The organism is Moraxella oculi (assembly GCF_023336735.1).
Taxonomy (GTDB): Bacteria; Pseudomonadota; Gammaproteobacteria; order Pseudomonadales; family Moraxellaceae; genus Moraxella; species Moraxella oculi.
In genome coordinates, this window is sequence record NZ_JAMBAQ010000014.1 from 19,254 (window position 1) to 37,103 (window position 17,850).

Genomic DNA, 17,850 nt, shown 5'->3' on the forward strand with positions numbered 1-17,850 from the left:
ATGGCAAAGTTACGCAAAGGCGACACCGTGGTTGTGATTGCTGGTAAAGATAAAGGCAAGCAAGGCACAATTTTGGCGGTTAAAGCAGACCGTGTAAAAGTTGAAGGCATTAACATTGTAACCAAACACCAAAAACCTAATCAAATGTTAGGTAAAGAAGGTGGTATTGTTAAGCAAGAAGCATTTTTACACATTTCAAATGTTGCGATTTATAACGCAGCAACCCAAAAAGCAGATCGTATTGCTTATCAAGTAAACGAAGAGGGCAAAAAAGTCCGTATCTATCGTTCTACTGGTGAAGTAGTGGCGACTGCATAAGAAATAAGGGTATATAGTAATGGCAAGATTAAAATCTTTATATAATGATAAGCTAAAGCAACAGATCAAAGATGAGCTTGGCTTAGAAAATGTCATGCAAGTGCCAAAAATTACCAAAATCACTTTGAATATGGGTGTTGGTGGTGCTGCACAGGACAAAAAACTATTGGAAGGTGCGTTGGCTGACATGACTGCAATCGCAGGTCAGAAGCCTGTGGTAACCAAGGCACGCAAATCAGTTGCTGGCTTTAAAATCCGTGAAGAGTGGCCAATTGGCTGCAAAGTTACTCTTCGTGGTGAACAAATGTATGAGTTTCTAGATCGTCTGATTGCTATTGCAATTCCTCGTATTCGCGACTTCCGTGGTTTTTCATCAAAAGCCTTTGATGGTCGTGGTAATTATTCACTAGGCATCAAAGAGCAGATCGTTTTCCCAGAAGTTGATTTTGATAAAATCGATCGTATCCGTGGTTTGGACATCACGATTACTACCACAGCTGCTAACGATGATCAAGGTCGCGCATTGCTAAAAGCATTTGGCTTCCCATTCAGATAAGGTAAAACGTTATGGCTAAAAAAAGCATGATTAATCGCGAATTAAAACGCGAAAGAACAGTTGCTAAGTACGCCGAGAAGCGTGCAAAATTAAAAGCAATCATCAGCGATATCAATGCAAGTGATGAAGAGCGTTTGGATGCAATGCTTTCTTTACAAGCACTGCCACGCAATTCCTCACCAGTTCGTCTACGCAATCGTTGTGGCCTAACTGGTCGTCCACATGGATATTTCCGTAAATTTGGTCTATCACGCAACAAATTGCGTGAACGAGTAATGCAAGGTGATGTGCCTGGCGTTCGTAAAGCAAGCTGGTAAGGAGTATCACAATGAGCATGCAAGATCCTGTTGCTGATATGCTAACCCGTATCCGCAATGCACAATCAAGAAACAAACCATCCGTCACAATGCCTGCCTCTAAGTTGCGTAAATCCATCGCTGACCTATTGGTTGTTGAGGGTTATTTGGCTTCTGCAGAAGTTAGTGACATTGAAAATGGAAAAAAAGTTTTGACTGTTGAGCTGAAATATTATCAAGGCAAAGGTGTCATTGAGACTTTGAAGCGTTACAGTCGTCCAGGACTTCGTCAATACCGTGGTAAGGATGAGCTACCAAGTGTTCAAAAAGGCTTGGGTGTTGCCATCATTTCTACAAGTAAAGGCATCATGAGCGATCGTGCAGCTCGTGCAGCTGGTATTGGTGGTGAAGTAATTGCATTGGTTGCTTAATTAATTGGCATCAATAAATTACAAAAATACATAATCCTTGGTTTACTCCAAGGATTTTTTTTGTTATAATGTCGTGCTTTTCTAAATATCTTGAAACACATCAGTTATATCAAGATGGTAGAAAGTCACTTGTTTTACTGCCATCATGTCGATGGTTTTTATTATCATTAAAGGAAAATTCCTATGTCTCGTGTGGCTAAAGCCCCTGTAACGCTTCCAGCTGGTACAAGCGTTACTTTGAACGGTCAGCAGGTTGAAGTGAAGGGTAAGAATGGTTCTTTATCCCTACGCCTGCATGATTTGGTCGAGCTAAAACAAGAAGAGAGTGTGGTAACACTTTCTCCTGTTGCTGATACTAAAGAAGCGTGGATGCACACTGGTACAGTGCGTGCATTGATCAATAACATGGTTCAAGGTGTTAGTGAAGGTTTTGAGCGTCGCCTACAGCTGATCGGTGTTGGTTATCGTGCACAAGTTGCAGGTAATAAAATCAATCTGAACTTAGGCTATTCTCACCCAATTGAATACACGCTACCTGAAGGTGTAACTGCTGAAAGCCCAAGTCAAACTGAAATCGTTTTAAAATCAAGCGATAAACAAAAATTGGGTCAGGCAGCAGCTAAGATTCGCAGCTTCCGTCCGCCAGAGCCTTATAAAGGTAAAGGTGTTCGTTATAGCGATGAAGTTGTTCTTCGTAAAGAAGCTAAGAAAAAATAAGTAAGGTGAGCAAAAATGTTCGATAAAAAATCAGCTCGTCTTCGCCGAGCAAAAAAAACCCGTGCACATATCCGTCATTTAGGCGTTAACCGTCTGACTGTGACTCGTACTCCACGCCATATCTATGCACAAATCATCTCACCAACTGGCGGTGTGGTTGTGGCCCAGGCTTCAACGCTTGATTCAACACTTCGTTCTGGTAAAACAGGTAATGTTGAGGCGGCAAAAGCAGTTGGTGCGTTAATTGCAGAGCGTGCAAAAGCAGCAGGTATAACCAAGGTTGCTTTTGACCGTAGTGGTTTTAAATATCATGGCCGTGTTAAAGCTTTGGCTGACGCTGCTCGTGAAAATGGATTGGAGTTCTAATCATGGCAAAGTTTGAACAAACTGACGGTTTGGTAGAGAAATTGGTTGCTGTTGACCGTGTTGCAAAAGTTGTAAAAGGCGGTCGTATTTTCTCTTTTACTGCGTTGACAGTGGTTGGTGATGGTAATGGGCGCGTTGGTTTTGGTCGTGGTAAAGCTCGTGAAGTGCCTGCTGCCATCCAAAAAGCACTTGAGGCCGCTAAGCGTAATATGATTACTGTTGAGTTGTCAGGCACAACGCTTCAACATCCAATCAATGCTCGTCATGGAGCATCAAGAGTATACATGCAGCCAGCTTCTGAAGGTACTGGTGTGATTGCAGGTGGTGCGATGCGTGCCGTTCTTGAAGTTGCAGGTGTCCAAAATGTATTGGCAAAATGCTATGGTTCAACCAATGCAGCTAATGTGGTTCAGGCAACTTTTAAAGGTCTTCGTGATATGGTTTCACCGGAGCAAATTGCTGCTAAACGCGGTAAATCCGTTGAAGAAATTTTGGGTTAAGAAGTAGGTAAGTTACGATGAAAAAAATTAAAGTTACTCAAACAAAATCGAGTAGCCATCGCTTAGCAAGCCACAAAGCTTGCCTAAAAGGTTTGGGGCTGCGTCGCATTGGTCATACTGTTGAAGTTGAAGATACTCCTTCGATCCGCGGTATGGTAAATCGTGTGAATTACATGGTTAAGGTGGAGGAAGCGTAATGGGTCTTCGTTTAAATGAACTGGCACCTGCGTTAGGTGCAAAAAAGACCGCTCAACGCCGTGGTCGTGGTATTGGCTCTGGCATTGGTAAGACTGGTGGTCGTGGTATTAAAGGTCAAACTTCGCGTTCAGGTTCAAGCATTCCAGCGGGATTTGAAGGTGGTCAAATGCCCATCTATCGTCGCTTGCCAAAATTTGGTTTTACCAGCCAGATGGCATTGACTACCGCGGAAGTTCGTTTGTCTGAGCTGAATAAAATTGAAGGCGATGTTGTTAGTCTTGAAGCATTAAAGAGTGCCAACATCATTCGTGGCGACATGAAGCGTGTTCGCATCATTCTATCTGGTGAGATTAATCGTGCCTTGACCTTTAAAGGTGTTAAAGTTACCAAAGGTGCAAAACAAGCCATCGAAGCTGCTGGCGGTAGCATCGAGGAGTAATATCGTGTCCAAACAATCAGCGTCCAAATCTAACATTCCTCTAAATCCTCTCATATTCATTCGAAGGTACGATGAACTGTGGAATCGTATGTTATTTTTAATTGGAGCGTTGATTGTTTATCGTCTGGGTTCGCACATACCTGTACCTGGAATGGATCCGATTCGTTTGGCTGATTTTTTTAGAGCTGGCGAAAACACATTCCTGGGAATGTTTAATATGTTTTCTGGCGGATCTTTAGAGCGTATGTCCATCATGGCTTTGGGTATCATGCCTTATATCTCTGCATCTATTGTGGTGCAGATGATGTCAGTTGTCGTACCTTCTTTGGAGGCTTTAAAAAAAGAAGGCGAAGCAGGGCGTAGAACATTAAACAAATATACACGCCAAGGTACTTTGGCCTTGGCTTTTGTGCAGGCTGTCGGTATGTCAGCAGGATTGATTTCTCAAAATCTAACATTGTCAACTGGATTGAGTTTTTATATACCTGCTGTTACTTCGCTTGTTGCGGGTTCAATGTTCCTAATGTGGTTGGGTGAGCAAATTACAGAAAGGGGTATTGGTAACGGTATCTCAATGCTAATTCTTGCTAGCATTGTTGCAAGCGCTCCATCCATGATCGCAGGAATTTTTGTTGGTAGTAATGGTGGTAGTAAGGAATTGCTAACAGCCTTAGTATTTTTATTGTTGGGTATTGCGGTAACTGCAGCGATTGTCTTTATTGAAAGGGCTCAGCGTAGAGTTCCAGTCAACTATGCGCAAAAGCAACAAGAAGGTCGTAAAGTTTATGCTCAACAACAATCACATCTGCCATTGAAAATTAATATGGCAGGTGTCATTCCTGCAATTTTTGCCAGCTCTTTGTTAATGTTGCCTGCAAGTCTTGGACATTTTATTGTACCAACGGAAAACCCAACGCTTTTCCAAAGTATCATTCAGAATCTTGCCTTGGTTTTACATCAAGGTGAGCCACTTTACTTATTGGTATTTGGTGCTATGGTTATATTTTTCTGCTATTTTTATACGGCATTGATGTTCAATCCTAAGGAAGTCGCAGAAAACTTAAAGCGTAGTGGTGCATACATTCCTGGTATTCGACCTGGACAACAGACAAAACGCTATTTAGATTTTGTTTTAAATCGCCTAACCTTTATTGGTGCGATGTATATGGCAATCATTTGTTTGATGCCAATGGTTGTGCAATCATCTTTCGGTGCTGCCATTCCTTTGGGTGGTACTTCTTTGCTGATTATGGTGGTTGTTTTGATGGATTTTATTGCACAGATAAAAGCACATCTGATGAAACATCAATATCACGACCAAACCTTAATTAAATCGCCAAATCATTAGGGCGTACTTTTAGGAGCATGACATGAAAGTTCAAGCATCAGTTAAAAAAATTTGTGGCAGCTGCAAAATCATTCGCCGCAAGGGCAAAGTTTTGGTTATTTGTAGCTCAGAGCCACGCCATAAACAAAGACAAGGTTAATTTTTACAAATTAATTCTTGCAAAATAGTAGCGGATAATGTATTATCCGCTACTTGCCATGCTGTTATGATGCAGCAGTAGAGTAAACTAGCAAATGCAAATGCGTTTGTGCTAATGGAGAGAAATCAATGGCTCGTATTGCCGGTGTAAACATTCCGGACAACAAACACGCAGTGATTTCACTAACTTACATTTTTGGTATCGGTCGTACTACCGCCAAGCAAATTCTTGCTGCCGTTGGTATCAACGAAACTACTAAAATTGGTCAGTTGGATGATGCACAGCTAGATGCTGTCCGTGCAGAAGTTGCAAATTACACTACTGAGGGTGACCTTCGTCGTGAAATTTCAATGAATATTAAGCGTCTAACCGATTTGGGTTGCTATCGTGGTCTTCGTCACCGTCGAGGCTTGCCTGTAAACGGTCAGCGCACAAAAACTAATGCGCGTACCCGAAAAGGTCCACGCAAAGCAATTAAAAAGTAACTAATTTAGGAAGCTAAAAGATGGCAAAAGACACTCGTAGCCGCAAAAAAGTGGCTCGTCGCTCGGTATCTGAAGGTATCGCCCATATTCATGCGTCTTTTAATAACACCATTGTAACCATTACTGATCGTCAAGGTAATGCATTGGCTTGGGCCACCTCAGGTGGACAAGGCTTCCGTGGTTCACGCAAATCAACACCTTTCGCTGCTCAGGTTGCTGCTGAAGTTGCTGGTAAAACAGCACAAGAAACCTACGGTGTTAAAAATGTTGATGTCTTGGTTAAAGGTCCAGGACCAGGTCGTGAGTCTGCGGTTCGTGCATTAGGTGCATTGGGTTATAAGATTAATAGTATCAGCGATGTTACCCCAATTCCACACAACGGTTGCCGCCCACCTAAGAAGCGTCGCGTTTAAGGAGAAAGACACATGGCCCGTTATATTGGTCCAAAATTAAAATTGTCACGTCGTGAAGGTACTGACCTGCAGCTAAAATCAGGTGTTAAGCCTTATGATGTAAAAACTAAAAAAGCAAGTCGTGCACCTGGTCAGCATGGCAACAGCCAAAATAAAACTTCTGAATACGCATCACAGCTTCGTGAAAAGCAAAAAGTCAAGCGCATGTATGGCGTACTTGAGCGTCAATTTTCTAATTATTATAAAGAAGCTGCGCGTATGCGTGGTGCAACTGGCGAAAACTTGCTTGGTATGCTAGAGCGTCGCTTAGATAATGTTGTCTATCGCATGGGCTTTGGTGCAACTCGTGCAGAAGCTCGCCAGTTGGTCAGTCATCGTGCAATTCTGCTAAAAAAAGCAGGTCGTGATGAGTTTGTTCGTGTGAACATTCCTTCAATTCAAGTGCAAGATGGTGATGTGATTGCTGTTCACGAGAAATCAAAAGAGCAACTTCGTATTAAAAATGCCATTGAGCTGGCAACACAGCGTGGTATTCCAGAATGGCTTGATGTTGATCATAGCAAGCTTCAAGGTACTTTTAAAACTGCACCAGAACGCAGTGAACTACCTGCTGAAATCAACGAAAGCTTAATTGTTGAGCTATATTCTAAATAATCCGAACTAAATCGAGGTGACACTATGACAAACGCAACTGAGTTTCTAACACCTAGCACCATTCATGTGGATGCGGTTAATGAAACGACTGCCAAGGTCACGCTCGAGCCGTTGGAAAGGGGCTTTGGGCATACACTAGGAAATGCCCTTCGTCGTATTCTACTTTCTTCATTGTCCGGTGCTGCAGTCATTGAGGCGGAGATTGAAGGTGTGGATCATGAGTATTCTACACTTGAAGGTCTTCAAGAGGATGTGCTTGATTTATTACTGAACTTAAAAGGTTTGGCAATCATATTACATGATCAAAATGAAGCATATCTGACTTTAGATAAGCAGGGTGCAGGTGTTGTTACTGCTGCTGATCTTGAGTTGCCACACAATGTTGAGATTGCCAATCCTGATTTGGTATTGGGTACGCTTAGCGAGCGAGGGCATTTAAAAATGCGTTTGCGTGTGGTTACAGGTCGTGGCTATGAGCCTGCCAATCAGCGTCGTGAAGATGCGAACTCAAAAGCAATTGGACGCTTAAAACTTGATGCAAGTTTTAGCCCAATTCTGCGAGTTGCTTATGATGTTGAGAATGCTCGTGTTGAGCAGCGTACTGATCTAGACAAGCTGATCATTGAGCTTGAAACTAACGGTACGGTTGATCCAGAAGAAGCAATTCGCAAGGCGGCAACCATTCTACAGCAACAAATCGCAATTTTTGTTGACTTGGAGGCTGAAGAAATCGTTGAACCTGTCAAGGAGAAAGAAGAAATTGACCCTGTGATGTTACGCCCAGTGGATGATTTAGAACTGACGGTTCGCTCAGCAAACTGCTTAAAAGCTGAAAATATTTATTACATTGGCGATTTGGTACAGCGCTCAGAAACCGAGCTACTAAAAACCCCAAATCTTGGTAAGAAATCATTGACCGAAATTAAAGATGTCCTTGCATCTAAAGGTTTGGAGCTTGGTATGCGTCTGGAAACATGGCCACCAAGTGATCTTAGGGTTGATGATCGTTTCTCTTACCGTAGCCGTTAATTTAAAGGATACTGACCATGCGACATCGTAATAGTGGCGTTAAGCTGGGTCGCACCAGCAGCCATCGTAAGGCAATGTTCCAAAACATGACTAACTCTCTGTTTGAACATGAACTAATCAAGACTACTTTGGTTAAGGCGAAAGAGCTGCGCCGTGTAGCTGAGCCTCTAATCACTTTGGCGAAAGAAGATACTGTTGCCAATCGCCGTTTGGCATTCAGCCGTACTCGTAACAAGGTAATCGTTGGCAAGTTGTTCAATGAATTAGGCCCTCGTTATCAAACTCGCCCAGGTGGCTATTTGCGTATCATTAAGTGTGGCTATCGTGATGGTGATAATGCACCGATGGCTTATGTTGAGTTGGTGGATCGACCATAAACACGGCTTGACCTTAATGAAAAAACCAATTTATGATGAACTTTAGATCTTGAATTACAAATTAAAGGCTGGGTTCAGCAAACTAAGTGGTTTTGTTAAGGACTAAGTTTCTTGTGAAGTTCAAAGAACAATACAAGAGACTTAGTCCTTTTTAATTTGTCCTTTTGGTTTGCTATGCATTTCATCATAATCACAGGGCAATCAGACACAATCACTCATTTCAGATCCAGTCATGTCCATTGTTTATTCCTAAAAATACCCCAAAGGTTGGGATTAACCTTTGGGGTGCGGTTTTATAAATCTGGGATTTTTATTAGTGGTAGTGCTGTCTGTGCTTGGCTACTCAATCAGATTTTTAGTGCTTAATGGTGAGGGATTGATGGTTCCAGCATCAACTAAAATGTCAATGTGTTGACTAAGATTTTCCTGTATTTCATAGGTTGTGGTAGTGTCAATAATTTCATGGTGCAGTTCGTGAATGACCACAGGGGTCTCTAGTAAGTCGATTAAAGCATTCGTCAAAGGGTGGTTTGTGATGTGGATGCCAATCGCATTTTTTGTATTAAGGTACTTTGGCGTTTGTTTTGTGGGGCTTAAAATAAAACGAGCGATGTCGTTTGATTGATTTTTAATGATTTTAAATTGCTGATTGTTAATATCTGCGTATTGAGCAGCGTCGCTCAAGCTTCTACACAGTAAGGTGTGATGAGTGGTATTAATGATTTGATGAATCGTTGAGATTTTATGAAGGTTATTTTTTGCGTTCATATGACTTAATATGGCATAACCCATTTGTGTTGGGTAAATGATGAGTTGTGCATCGTTTAGGGCGTTGGCAATTTGTTTTAGTAATCTTGGCTGTGGGTTTTGTGGGTGTAAATAAAGGGTTTGCATGGTCAATCCTTAATGGCTTGGAAATTTTTGGCAAATATATAAGAAGATCCAAAGAAGGCGTTGAGCATCTTTTGGTAATGTATTTGGACTGGCTAAGTAGATTTTTGCTTGATGATGGACATCATGGGCAAAAGTGCTTTGGCTGGTGTCGAAATCTGCATCTAAATTATCTTGTGATACATAAAAGTAGCGTCCACACGCCTGATTGAATAAGCATTCAATGGCTTGTGGTTTGATTTCTACCTTCTCAAATAACGCTTGTGTTTGAGCGTTTCTTCCATCTTTTTCATACCAGTAGCCAAAGTCATTTAAGGTGCGTCTGTATTTACCAGCCATGCACCAATGACTGATTTCGTGTAATGCACTGGCAAAAAACCCATGGGCAAATTCAATGCGTGCAGGCATTTCATCGTGAGCGGGAAAATATTCGGGTTCATCATCCCCACGAACTAACATGGTTGGAATTGCTGTGTTTGTCTGACTGAACAATTCGTTAAATAGTGAGATGAGCCAGTCGGTCAATGCCTTATCATCATCAACCTTAGCTTCTTGCCAAGTTTGGTGATGGCGTTGCCAGTCGCCTGCATCAAAATGTCGTGTGAGGTTTGCGATGTCGGCACGAACGCAGTCGTCATCAAAGAAATTTTGCCAGCATGTCAGTATTTCGGCAACATCATCGCTTGGATTTAGTTTGTCGTTTGGCGATAAATCATAAAAATTAACAGCAGTTGTCATGATTGGTATTGGAGTCAAGTATGATCATGGCTATTATAACATCATTTATTAAGTTGCAAATATTTTTGAAATTGGCGTGAAAATTGTTAGAATTTATGAAATAATACGCAAAAATATTGAGGATTGTCATGAATATGTATGGCCAAAACAAAGACTTACCTGAAAATATCATGCTAGATAAATGGGCGGATATTGGTTTTGCATGGTCGGGAACTGTGCCTGTTTCAATTTTTGAGCGTTTATCAAGTCAAAAGATGTCTCAAGAAATCGGCAGTCAGTCGTTGCAGGTGCAAGTACTATTGAAAAAAGAGCAAGGCATTTTATGGTTGCACTTTTCAATAACAGGAGGGCTTGCGGTAACTTGTCAACGCTGTCTTGATTCAATGGTGATTGATGTGACTGATGAATATCGTTTGGCAATTTTATCTGATGAGCAACAAATTGAGCAGATTCAAGATGCTGAATATGTGCTGATTGAGGAATTGGGCTTGGGAAGAGTGTTGCCAATTAAAAATATGCTAGAAGATGAATTGTTGCTTATGTTGCCGTTGTCACCACGCCATGAGGCGTGTGATCTGCCAATTGAAATGACCCAAGAAGACGGCAATGATTTGGAAGGCCATCCATTTGCTGCCTTACAAGCACTTAAAGGCAGGCTTAACTGATGATGCAAAACTAGTGGGTTTTGAATTCTTGATAAATTTTTTATGATATTTTTTTAAATTTATCTTTGAAAATCATCGAAGTTTTCTGTATAATATGGCATTTATTGTGCTTGCTAGGTATTAAGGCAAAAGGTGCTGTGTCTTAATGTCATCATTTCATTTGAGTACAAACAGTTTTAATACGCATTTTAATTAAATGCCTTTTTTTGGTGATTTGACCGTTAAATCATAAATCACCTTAAATGTGTCGAATTTAGGAGCTATCATGGCAGTTCAACAAAACCGTAAAAGTCGCTCACGCCGCGACATGCGTCGTTCACACGACCGTATCATTTTGAATGCATTAAGCATTGATTCTACTACTGGCGAAAAACACATTCGCCACCACGCGACCAAAGATGGTTTTTATCGTGGTCGTCAGCTATTCAAGGTAAGCCAAGAAAGCTGATTGGTAGGTAATATTCTCAACATTAAAAAAGCCAAGTTGCATTGTCTCAATGTGCTTGGCTTTTTGATTTAAAAAATCAAGCAAAATGAACTGACATAATTTCAATATTGCTTAAAAATTAGTAAACAAGTGTTTATTTTTTATGGTAAACTAGGCACCAAATTTTTGTTTGATAGATGAAAGTATAAAGCATAAGATGGGTATTTTATGACACAAAGTAACGCCTTAAAACGAGTGGCTATTGTTTTTCCTGGACAAGGTTCGCAAACAGTAGGAATGATGAATGAACTGGCTGAACATTTTGCCGTCGTAAAGGATGTTTTTGATGAGGCAAGTGCTGCACTTGGGTTTGATTTGTGGGCGGTGACACAAGATGAAGATCGATTGCATCAGACAAAGTATACACAGCCTGCACTTTTGGCATCAAGCATTGCGATTTGGCACATTGTTTTTGATAAGCTAAAATCGCAAGGCATTGAGCCTGTATGTTTGGCAGGGCATTCTTTAGGTGAGTACAGTGCTTTGGTGGCAAGTGGCGTGCTTAGTCTGTCTGATGCAGTCAAACTGGTGCATGAGCGTGGCAAGTACATGTCAGATGCGGTATTAGGCATTGAGACGCAAATGGCAGCAGTGCTGGGCTTGGAAGATGAGCAGGTGGTCAGCTTATGTGAAGATGCGACCGCAAGTGTGGGCATTGCTAACGCTGCTAATTTTAATAGTCCAGGTCAAGTGGTTGTGGCTGGTACTGAAATTGGTGTATCTCATGTGTTGTCTGCTGTTGAGGGCTTGGGGAAAAAGGCGGTGCCTCTTAAGGTATCGGTACCTTCACACTGTGCTTTAATGAACCCTGCGACCGACAAGTTGGCAGCTTTATTGAATCAAACGACATTTGAAATGGCACAAATTCCAGTGATTCAAAATCGCCACGCTGCCATTCATGAAACGATTGATGACATCAAAGCCGCATTGATTGAGCAGCTTTCTATGCCAGTACAATGGGCAAAAACCATGCAAAAACTGGTGGATAAGCACATCGATGTCATCATTGAATGCGGTCCTGGTAATGTGTTATCAAATATTGCTAAGCGTCAAGCAGAGCCAATCAGTGCTTTGCCAAGTGACAAGCTGGTACGCCTTGAAAAATTGGAGAATTTGGCATGAGTAGAAAAATTGTTTTAGTAACGGGTGCTTCTCGTGGTATTGGTCGAGCGATTGCTCAGCGTTTTGCCAATGAGGGCTGTTTTGTGATTGGCACAGCCACCAGCGAAAAAGGTGCAGAGTTGATTGCAGACTACTTAAGTGAGTTTGATGGCATTGGTCGTGTGCTTGATGTGTGCGATGATGAGGCGATTGATAAATTGTTTGATGAAATAGACAGTGTCTATGGCGGTCTCAATGTTTTGGTCAACAATGCAGGGATTACCAAAGACGGTCTTTTGATGCGGATGAAAAGTGAGGATTGGTCAGCAGTGATGGATACCAATTTAACTGCAATTTATCGTACTGCTCGCCGTGCCATTCGCAGCATGATGAAAGCACGCTTTGGTCGCATCATTAACATCACTTCGGTGGTGGGGCAGATGGGCAACGCAGGTCAGACGAACTATGCTGCTTCTAAGGCAGGTGTTGAAGGCTTTACGCGTGCACTTGCTCGTGAGATCGGCTCTCGTGGGGTAACGGTGAATTGTGTTGCGCCTGGATTTGTGGAAACAGACATGACTGAAGAGCTTGATGAGCGTTTGGTCAATTCAATGCTAGATGCTGTGCCATTGGGGCGTATGGCACAGCCAGAAGAGATTGCGGCTGCCGTAACTTTCTTGGCAAGTGATGAAGCCAGCTACATCACAGGAGAAGTGCTGGCGGTTAATGGTGGCATGTACATGTGATTGAGCGTGCAATTTGCTGAAAATTAGAAATGACTGGCATGCTGATCATGTGATGTTTTTTTAAATAAATGTGAACAACTGTATTCATAAAACTTGCACTCTTGGTAAAAATGTTTTATGATATGCACCACTTGAATTGTTATGATAAATCGCCAAAGTCGACATGGTGTCGATGTGAGCATTTGTCCATTGATTAAAAAAGGAAAATTCTATGAGTGATATTGAAGCAAAAGTAAAAGATGCTGTGGCAGAGCAACTTGGTCTGAATGTTGCCGACATTAAAAATGACGCATCATTTATGGATGACTTAGGTGCTGACTCGCTTGACCTAGTAGAGCTTGTGATGGCGTTTGAAAGCAATTTTGGCATCACCATTCCCGATGAAGATTCAGCGGAGCTGACCACTGTTCAAAAAGCAATTGATTATGTAACGGCAAAGCTTTAATCTAGCCATAAAAACCCTTATCAAACACACCCCAAAAGTTAGGCACTAACCTTTGGGGTGTTTTGTATCACAAATACGCAGCAGATTTTAAACTGTTTATCATCACTCATCATCACACTGTTTGAAAATTTTGGCGTGAGGAATAAGGTTCATGTGTGCGAACACATCATCATTTTTATTGATCTTTTAAAAAGATGTATGGTTTGTCAGGCAGTCTTAATGCTTGTATCATTAAGTTGCTAAGATGGTCATTTCAAATCCATCAGGCTTTATTGTGATGCATTGGTAATAATAGCTACATTTCATAACAAATTGATATCAAAATTTAGCGGTGCTAGATGAATTTTTCAAGTAAGATGATTCACATTCCTCATTTAGTAATCGTTTAGCTGATTAAGCGATGATGTCATACAAGGAGTCTATTTATGGGTATTTTTAGCTTTGCCAAAGATATTGGTGATAAGATTTTTAATCGTAATAAAAAAGATGCGGCGGCCGATTTGGTAAACACGCAGGCGACGCAAACGCCAGCTGAACCAACCGCACAAGAGATTGCCAATCTACTACTCAATCGCATTCAGGCACAAAATGTACAAATCAGTGGCTTATCTGTCAATTATAACGCAGACACAGATACCGTCACATTGACGGGTACTGCCAAGACGCAAGCTGATCGTGAGCGTGCTCGTCTTGCTGTGGGTAATGTGCAATATGTTGAGACGGTTGTTGATGATATTGTGGTGGAAGTTCAAGAGCAGGAGTCTCGTTTTTATACCGTTCAATCTGGCGACACTTTATCTAAAATCGCTAAAGAAATGTACGGCAATGCCAATGATTATATGAAAATTTTTGACGCAAATAAACCGATGCTGTCAGATCCAGATAAAATCTATGTTGGTCAAGTGTTGCGTATTCCTAACTGATTGACATGATTGACATTAGGATATTGGGCAAAAAAAGACCGTGATGATCGGTCTTTTTTATTATTTTGTTCATTGACAATGCTGTTGTAAGGCAGTTTTGGTTTGTGATGTACGCAATGCGACCTCATCAGCATTAAGTAGTTTTTGATTGCCTTGTTCGTCCATTTCCTGTATGACACCACCTGCACTAAGGACGGCAAGATTATCACGCAAAATCTGACATTGTTTTTGAAGTTCTGTTGGGAGTTGTTTGGATTTGGGTAAGTAAAAATTTAATATCACATATTGTCCGTTCGGTGGGAATTGGCTGTAAGTAGGTTCGCCATGTTTTCCAATGCTTTGGTAGATGGTGATGGCGTTACTGCTTTGGGTGCTGCATGCCAGCATGAGTAATAAGCACCAATAAAGAACATTCATGAGTGGATGGTTAACCGTGATTGAATTTGATCATATTGTAGCATCATTTTATCATTGGTGCTTGAATCAAAAACGATGCATGCAAGCGTTTTGCTTGAATAAGCTTGTTAGCTAGAATAAAAAAGACTGATTGTGCGTTTTTATGCGTTACAAAAATTTTGCCTTTTCTGTCTAAAATGTTCTTGGCAAAGTGTTGGTTTTGCGGTAATATAAATATCAATAAAAATTGATTCTGATGACTTATCTTGATAAGTTTGATGCTTCATCACCGATGGTTTTACCATTCATCAAAGTCGGCGTAGCGATCATCCTTTGGCTGCGTTTGTTGAAGAAAAGTAGATAGATTACCGTTTATTGATGCTTGATTTAACATTGCTTTGGACTTACCGGTCTGCAAGACGAACTCCTGCCAAATTCTTGTCAGTTTCTTGCTTATTTTTTGTCTTTAGCAATTTGGTTTGTGTTAATCATCTACTTAGTACAAGGAATAGCGATGACAGAGCATACCACACAAGCCCCCAATATGACAGGGCATACTCAGACGGCAGACGCCGCCAAAAATTTTTATGATAATCAAGCCAAGCTTGCTCGTGGCGAAACTGTTGCGATGTCTGGGGCTGAACTTTTGGTTCAGGCGTTGATTGATGAGGGTGTAACTCATATCTTTGGCTATCCAGGTGGGGCGGTTCTACATATTTATGATGCCTTATTTAAGCAGGATAAAATCGAACATGTCTTGGTGCGTCATGAACAGGCGGCAGGACATATGGCTGATGCTTATAGTCGAGTGACGGGCAAGACGGGTGTGGTTTTAGCGACCTCGGGTCCAGGAGTTACTAATACTGTAACAGCAATTGCCACTGCCTTTATGGATTCGATTCCTATGGTCGTTTTGGCAGGTCAAGTGCCCAGCACACTCATTGGTGATGATGCGTTCCAAGAATGTGATATGGTCGGCATCTCTCGACCTGTGGTAAAGCATAGCTTTCAAGTGCGTAACCCTGCAGACATCCCCACCATCATAAAAAAGGCTTTTTTTATTGCCAGTACAGGCAGACCTGGACCAGTGGTGGTAGACATTCCAAAAGACATGACCAATCCTGCTGATAAATTTGATTATGTCATGCCGCAGTCTGTGTCTTTACGCTCCTACCAACCGACCTCCAAAGGACATGCTGGCCAAATCAAAAAAGCGGTAGAGTTATTACTATCTGCCAAGCGACCAGTGATGTACTCAGGAGGTGGTGTTGTGCAAGGCAATGCGTCTGATGAATTGCGTGCACTTGCCAATCTGTTAAAATTACCAGTAACTCATACTCTGATGGGGCTGGGGGCTTATCCTGGTACGGACGATCAGTTCATTGGTATGTTAGGCATGCATGGTACTTATGAAGCAAATACAGCCATGCATCATGCCGATGTCATCTTGGCAGTGGGTGCCAGATTTGATGATCGTGTCACGAATAATACCAAAAAATTCTGTCCGCACGCGACCATCATTCATATTGATATTGATCCTACTTCCATCTCAAAAACCATTTCGGCACACATTCCGATTGTTGGTGATGTCAAGGCTGTGCTTAATAAAATGATTGCACTCATCAAGTTGGGCGATAGACGCTTGGATGAATTTGCTTTGGCAGACTGGTGGTGTCAAATTAATGAATGGCGTAAGCGACATGGATTGCGATATGGCTCTGATACCGATGCCAAAATTCATGCCATCATGCCACAGCGTGTTGTGCAAACCTTATACCAACTGACAGATGGTAAAGCGATTATCAGCTCTGATGTTGGACAGCATCAAATGTTTGCCGCCTTATATTATAAGTATGATGAGCCACGCCAGTGGTTGAATTCTGGTGGCTTGGGTACCATGGGTGTGGGTCTGCCATACGCAATGGCTGCCAAATTGGCTTATCCAGAAAAGACCGTCGTGTGCATCACTGGTGAAGGTTCAATTCAGATGAACATTCAAGAGTTGTCTACTTGCTTACAATATAACCTGCCTGTTAAAATTTTGAATCTGAATAATGCCCAGCTTGGCATGGTTAAACAGTGGCAGGACATGCTTTATGAGGGTCGCCATGCTCAAAGCTATATGCAGTCTTTACCTGATTTTGTCAAGCTTGCCGAAAGCTATGGGCATAAAGGTGTTAGAATTACAAACCCCAAGACAATGGAGGCTGAGCTAAAAGCGGCCTTGGAGATGGAAGGTTTGGTATTCATTGATGTGTATGTGGATAAAGCGGAGCATGTGTATCCGATGCAGGTCGCTGGTCAGTCCATGCGTGATATGTGGCTATCAAAAGGGGAGCGTACCTAATGGCAAAAAAACATCTAATTTCTGTATTGATGGAAAATGAAGCAGGGTCGCTGTCTCGTGTGGTAGGGCTGTTTAGTCAGCGTGGTTATAATATTGACACACTCAATGTCGCAGCCACAGAAGACCCAACACTTTCTCGATTGACGCTGACAACCATCACTACGGCCGATCGAATTGAGCAAATCACCAAACAGCTACACAAGCTGATCGAAGTGGTGAAGGTTCAAAATTTGTCCGCCATTTCTGGCGGTGGGCACATTGAGCGTGAGCTGATGCTTATTAAAGTAAGAGCCATTGGGGTACATCGTGATGAACTGTACCGCACGGCGGATATTTTTCGTGCGCAAATCGTTGACATCAGTCCAAACTTATACACCATTTTGATTACAGGCGATGCTGGCAAATTAGATGCTTTTATCGATGTGATTGGACGAGATAAGATTTTGGAGGTGGTGCGTTCTGGCGTGATTGGGATTGCCAGAGGCGAAAAAATATTGAGTTTGTAATGCATAAGGTGATACTAACTGGCTTTATCATCATTGATGCTAAGGATAAAGCGTTAATACTACAAGCACTTGAAACACACATTCAACTGACCAGACAAGAAGCAGGGTGCATCAGATTTGATGTTACGCCTGATATGAATGACGCAAGAAAATATTGGGTTCATGAAGAATTTGTGGATAAGGCGGCTTTTGACTTTCATCAATCTCGGACAAAAGCATCATCATGGGGTCGGATTTCTGCCAATGTTGAACGACATTATCAACCTTTGGTGACAGTGTCGGCTGACTCATTTTTTGAATAAACATTTTAACCAACCGCCAGTCATGGCACATTTAAAC

General features: G+C 41.8%; 28 protein-coding genes. 25 read left to right on the forward strand and 3 right to left on the reverse strand.

The window, feature by feature from the left end:
• From rplX to rplQ, 16 genes are all read left to right on the forward strand, one after another.
• Complete coding sequence (rplX, locus tag M2R47_RS07280) at positions 1–318, forward strand: 50S ribosomal protein L24 (protein ID WP_078275916.1); 318 nt, start codon at positions 1–3, stop codon at positions 316–318.
• Positions 319–337: 19 nt separating this feature from the next.
• Positions 338–874 (forward strand): 50S ribosomal protein L5, encoded by a 537-nt coding sequence (gene rplE, locus M2R47_RS07285; RefSeq protein ID WP_249101076.1) that lies wholly within the window; start codon positions 338–340, stop codon positions 872–874.
• 11 nt (positions 875–885) lie between these two features.
• Complete coding sequence (rpsN, locus tag M2R47_RS07290) at positions 886–1,191, forward strand: 30S ribosomal protein S14 (RefSeq protein ID WP_249101080.1); 306 nt, start codon at positions 886–888, stop codon at positions 1,189–1,191.
• Positions 1,192–1,202: 11 nt separating this feature from the next.
• Entirely contained in the window at positions 1,203–1,601 is a 399-nt protein-coding gene (rpsH, locus tag M2R47_RS07295) for a 30S ribosomal protein S8 (protein ID WP_249101082.1), read from the forward strand.
• Between the two features lie 183 nt (positions 1,602–1,784).
• Positions 1,785–2,318, forward strand: coding sequence for a 50S ribosomal protein L6 (gene rplF, locus M2R47_RS07300; RefSeq protein ID WP_249101085.1), 534 nt, complete (start codon positions 1,785–1,787; stop codon positions 2,316–2,318).
• 15 nt (positions 2,319–2,333) lie between these two features.
• Entirely contained in the window at positions 2,334–2,684 is a 351-nt protein-coding gene (rplR, locus tag M2R47_RS07305) for a 50S ribosomal protein L18 (RefSeq protein WP_249101088.1), read from the forward strand.
• Between the two features lie 2 nt (positions 2,685–2,686).
• The gene (gene rpsE, locus M2R47_RS07310; protein WP_249101091.1) at positions 2,687–3,184 is read left to right on the forward strand and encodes a 30S ribosomal protein S5; all 498 of its coding nucleotides are present in this window, start codon (positions 2,687–2,689) and stop codon (positions 3,182–3,184) included.
• Between the two features lie 17 nt (positions 3,185–3,201).
• On the forward strand, positions 3,202–3,381 hold the full coding sequence (rpmD, locus tag M2R47_RS07315) for a 50S ribosomal protein L30 (protein ID WP_249101094.1): 180 nt from the start codon (positions 3,202–3,204) through the stop codon (positions 3,379–3,381).
• On the forward strand, positions 3,381–3,821 hold the full coding sequence (rplO, locus tag M2R47_RS07320) for a 50S ribosomal protein L15 (RefSeq protein ID WP_249101096.1): 441 nt from the start codon (positions 3,381–3,383) through the stop codon (positions 3,819–3,821). The genes rpmD and rplO overlap by 1 nt, the downstream gene beginning before the upstream one ends.
• A gap of 4 nt (positions 3,822–3,825) precedes the next feature.
• Entirely contained in the window at positions 3,826–5,169 is a 1,344-nt protein-coding gene (secY, locus tag M2R47_RS07325) for a preprotein translocase subunit SecY (RefSeq protein ID WP_249101099.1), read from the forward strand.
• Between the two features lie 22 nt (positions 5,170–5,191).
• Positions 5,192–5,308 (forward strand): 50S ribosomal protein L36, encoded by a 117-nt coding sequence (rpmJ, locus tag M2R47_RS07330; RefSeq protein ID WP_249101101.1) that lies wholly within the window; start codon positions 5,192–5,194, stop codon positions 5,306–5,308.
• A gap of 128 nt (positions 5,309–5,436) precedes the next feature.
• Entirely contained in the window at positions 5,437–5,793 is a 357-nt protein-coding gene (gene rpsM, locus M2R47_RS07335; RefSeq protein WP_249101104.1) for a 30S ribosomal protein S13, read from the forward strand.
• A 20-nt stretch (positions 5,794–5,813) separates the two neighbouring features.
• Positions 5,814–6,206, forward strand: coding sequence for a 30S ribosomal protein S11 (gene rpsK, locus M2R47_RS07340; RefSeq protein ID WP_003656963.1), 393 nt, complete (start codon positions 5,814–5,816; stop codon positions 6,204–6,206).
• Positions 6,207–6,218: 12 nt separating this feature from the next.
• Complete coding sequence (gene rpsD, locus M2R47_RS07345) at positions 6,219–6,860, forward strand: 30S ribosomal protein S4 (RefSeq protein ID WP_249101106.1); 642 nt, start codon at positions 6,219–6,221, stop codon at positions 6,858–6,860.
• Positions 6,861–6,884: 24 nt separating this feature from the next.
• Positions 6,885–7,889, forward strand: coding sequence for a DNA-directed RNA polymerase subunit alpha (locus M2R47_RS07350; protein ID WP_249101109.1), 1,005 nt, complete (start codon positions 6,885–6,887; stop codon positions 7,887–7,889).
• 17 nt (positions 7,890–7,906) lie between these two features.
• A complete protein-coding gene (rplQ, locus tag M2R47_RS07355) occupies positions 7,907–8,266 on the forward strand; it encodes a 50S ribosomal protein L17 (RefSeq protein ID WP_249101112.1) in 360 nt (119 codons plus the stop codon).
• Positions 8,267–8,605: 339 nt separating this feature from the next.
• On the opposite strand, the gene M2R47_RS07360 is transcribed toward rplQ, so the two are convergent.
• Together M2R47_RS07360 and M2R47_RS07365 are read right to left on the reverse strand one after the other, a co-directional pair.
• A complete protein-coding gene (locus M2R47_RS07360; protein WP_249101115.1) occupies positions 8,606–9,160 on the reverse strand; it encodes a Sua5/YciO/YrdC/YwlC family protein in 555 nt (184 codons plus the stop codon).
• Positions 9,161–9,169: 9 nt separating this feature from the next.
• Complete coding sequence (locus tag M2R47_RS07365) at positions 9,170–9,895, reverse strand: elongation factor P hydroxylase (protein WP_407069057.1); 726 nt, start codon at positions 9,893–9,895, stop codon at positions 9,170–9,172.
• Positions 9,896–10,023: 128 nt separating this feature from the next.
• On the opposite strand from M2R47_RS07365, the gene M2R47_RS07370 reads away from it, so the two are divergent.
• From M2R47_RS07370 to lysM, 6 genes are all read left to right on the forward strand, one after another.
• Complete coding sequence (locus tag M2R47_RS07370; RefSeq protein WP_249101121.1) at positions 10,024–10,560, forward strand: YceD family protein; 537 nt, start codon at positions 10,024–10,026, stop codon at positions 10,558–10,560.
• 265 nt (positions 10,561–10,825) lie between these two features.
• Positions 10,826–11,008 (forward strand): 50S ribosomal protein L32, encoded by a 183-nt coding sequence (gene rpmF, locus M2R47_RS07375; protein ID WP_249101123.1) that lies wholly within the window; start codon positions 10,826–10,828, stop codon positions 11,006–11,008.
• 207 nt (positions 11,009–11,215) lie between these two features.
• Entirely contained in the window at positions 11,216–12,169 is a 954-nt protein-coding gene (gene fabD / locus M2R47_RS07380; protein WP_249101126.1) for an ACP S-malonyltransferase, read from the forward strand.
• Positions 12,166–12,894 carry a 3-oxoacyl-ACP reductase FabG gene (gene fabG / locus M2R47_RS07385; protein WP_249101131.1) on the forward strand — a complete coding sequence of 243 codons (729 nt, stop codon included), beginning with the start codon at positions 12,166–12,168 and terminating at the stop codon, positions 12,892–12,894. The genes fabD and fabG overlap by 4 nt, the downstream gene beginning before the upstream one ends.
• Positions 12,895–13,105: 211 nt before the next feature.
• Positions 13,106–13,339, forward strand: a complete 234-nt coding sequence (gene acpP, locus M2R47_RS07390; protein WP_249101133.1) for an acyl carrier protein — start codon at positions 13,106–13,108, stop codon at positions 13,337–13,339.
• A 425-nt stretch (positions 13,340–13,764) separates the two neighbouring features.
• Complete coding sequence (lysM, locus tag M2R47_RS07395) at positions 13,765–14,262, forward strand: peptidoglycan-binding protein LysM (protein WP_249101137.1); 498 nt, start codon at positions 13,765–13,767, stop codon at positions 14,260–14,262.
• Positions 14,263–14,331: 69 nt separating this feature from the next.
• Here the strand turns inward: lysM and M2R47_RS07400 are convergent, their stop codons facing one another.
• On the reverse strand, positions 14,332–14,679 hold the full coding sequence (locus M2R47_RS07400) for a hypothetical protein (RefSeq protein WP_249101140.1): 348 nt from the start codon (positions 14,677–14,679) through the stop codon (positions 14,332–14,334).
• A gap of 607 nt (positions 14,680–15,286) precedes the next feature.
• Here M2R47_RS07400 and M2R47_RS07405 point away from each other — a divergent pair.
• The 3 genes from M2R47_RS07405 to M2R47_RS07415 are packed head-to-tail and all read left to right on the forward strand — an operon-like array spanning position 15,287 to position 17,813.
• Positions 15,287–17,005, forward strand: a complete 1,719-nt coding sequence (locus M2R47_RS07405) for an acetolactate synthase 3 large subunit (protein ID WP_249101184.1) — start codon at positions 15,287–15,289, stop codon at positions 17,003–17,005.
• Positions 17,005–17,511 carry an acetolactate synthase small subunit gene (gene ilvN, locus M2R47_RS07410; protein ID WP_249101143.1) on the forward strand — a complete coding sequence of 169 codons (507 nt, stop codon included), beginning with the start codon at positions 17,005–17,007 and terminating at the stop codon, positions 17,509–17,511. The genes M2R47_RS07405 and ilvN overlap by 1 nt, the downstream gene beginning before the upstream one ends.
• Positions 17,511–17,813 carry a putative quinol monooxygenase gene (locus tag M2R47_RS07415; RefSeq protein WP_249101145.1) on the forward strand — a complete coding sequence of 101 codons (303 nt, stop codon included), beginning with the start codon at positions 17,511–17,513 and terminating at the stop codon, positions 17,811–17,813. The genes ilvN and M2R47_RS07415 overlap by 1 nt, the downstream gene beginning before the upstream one ends.
• Positions 17,814–17,850 lie beyond the last annotated feature (37 nt).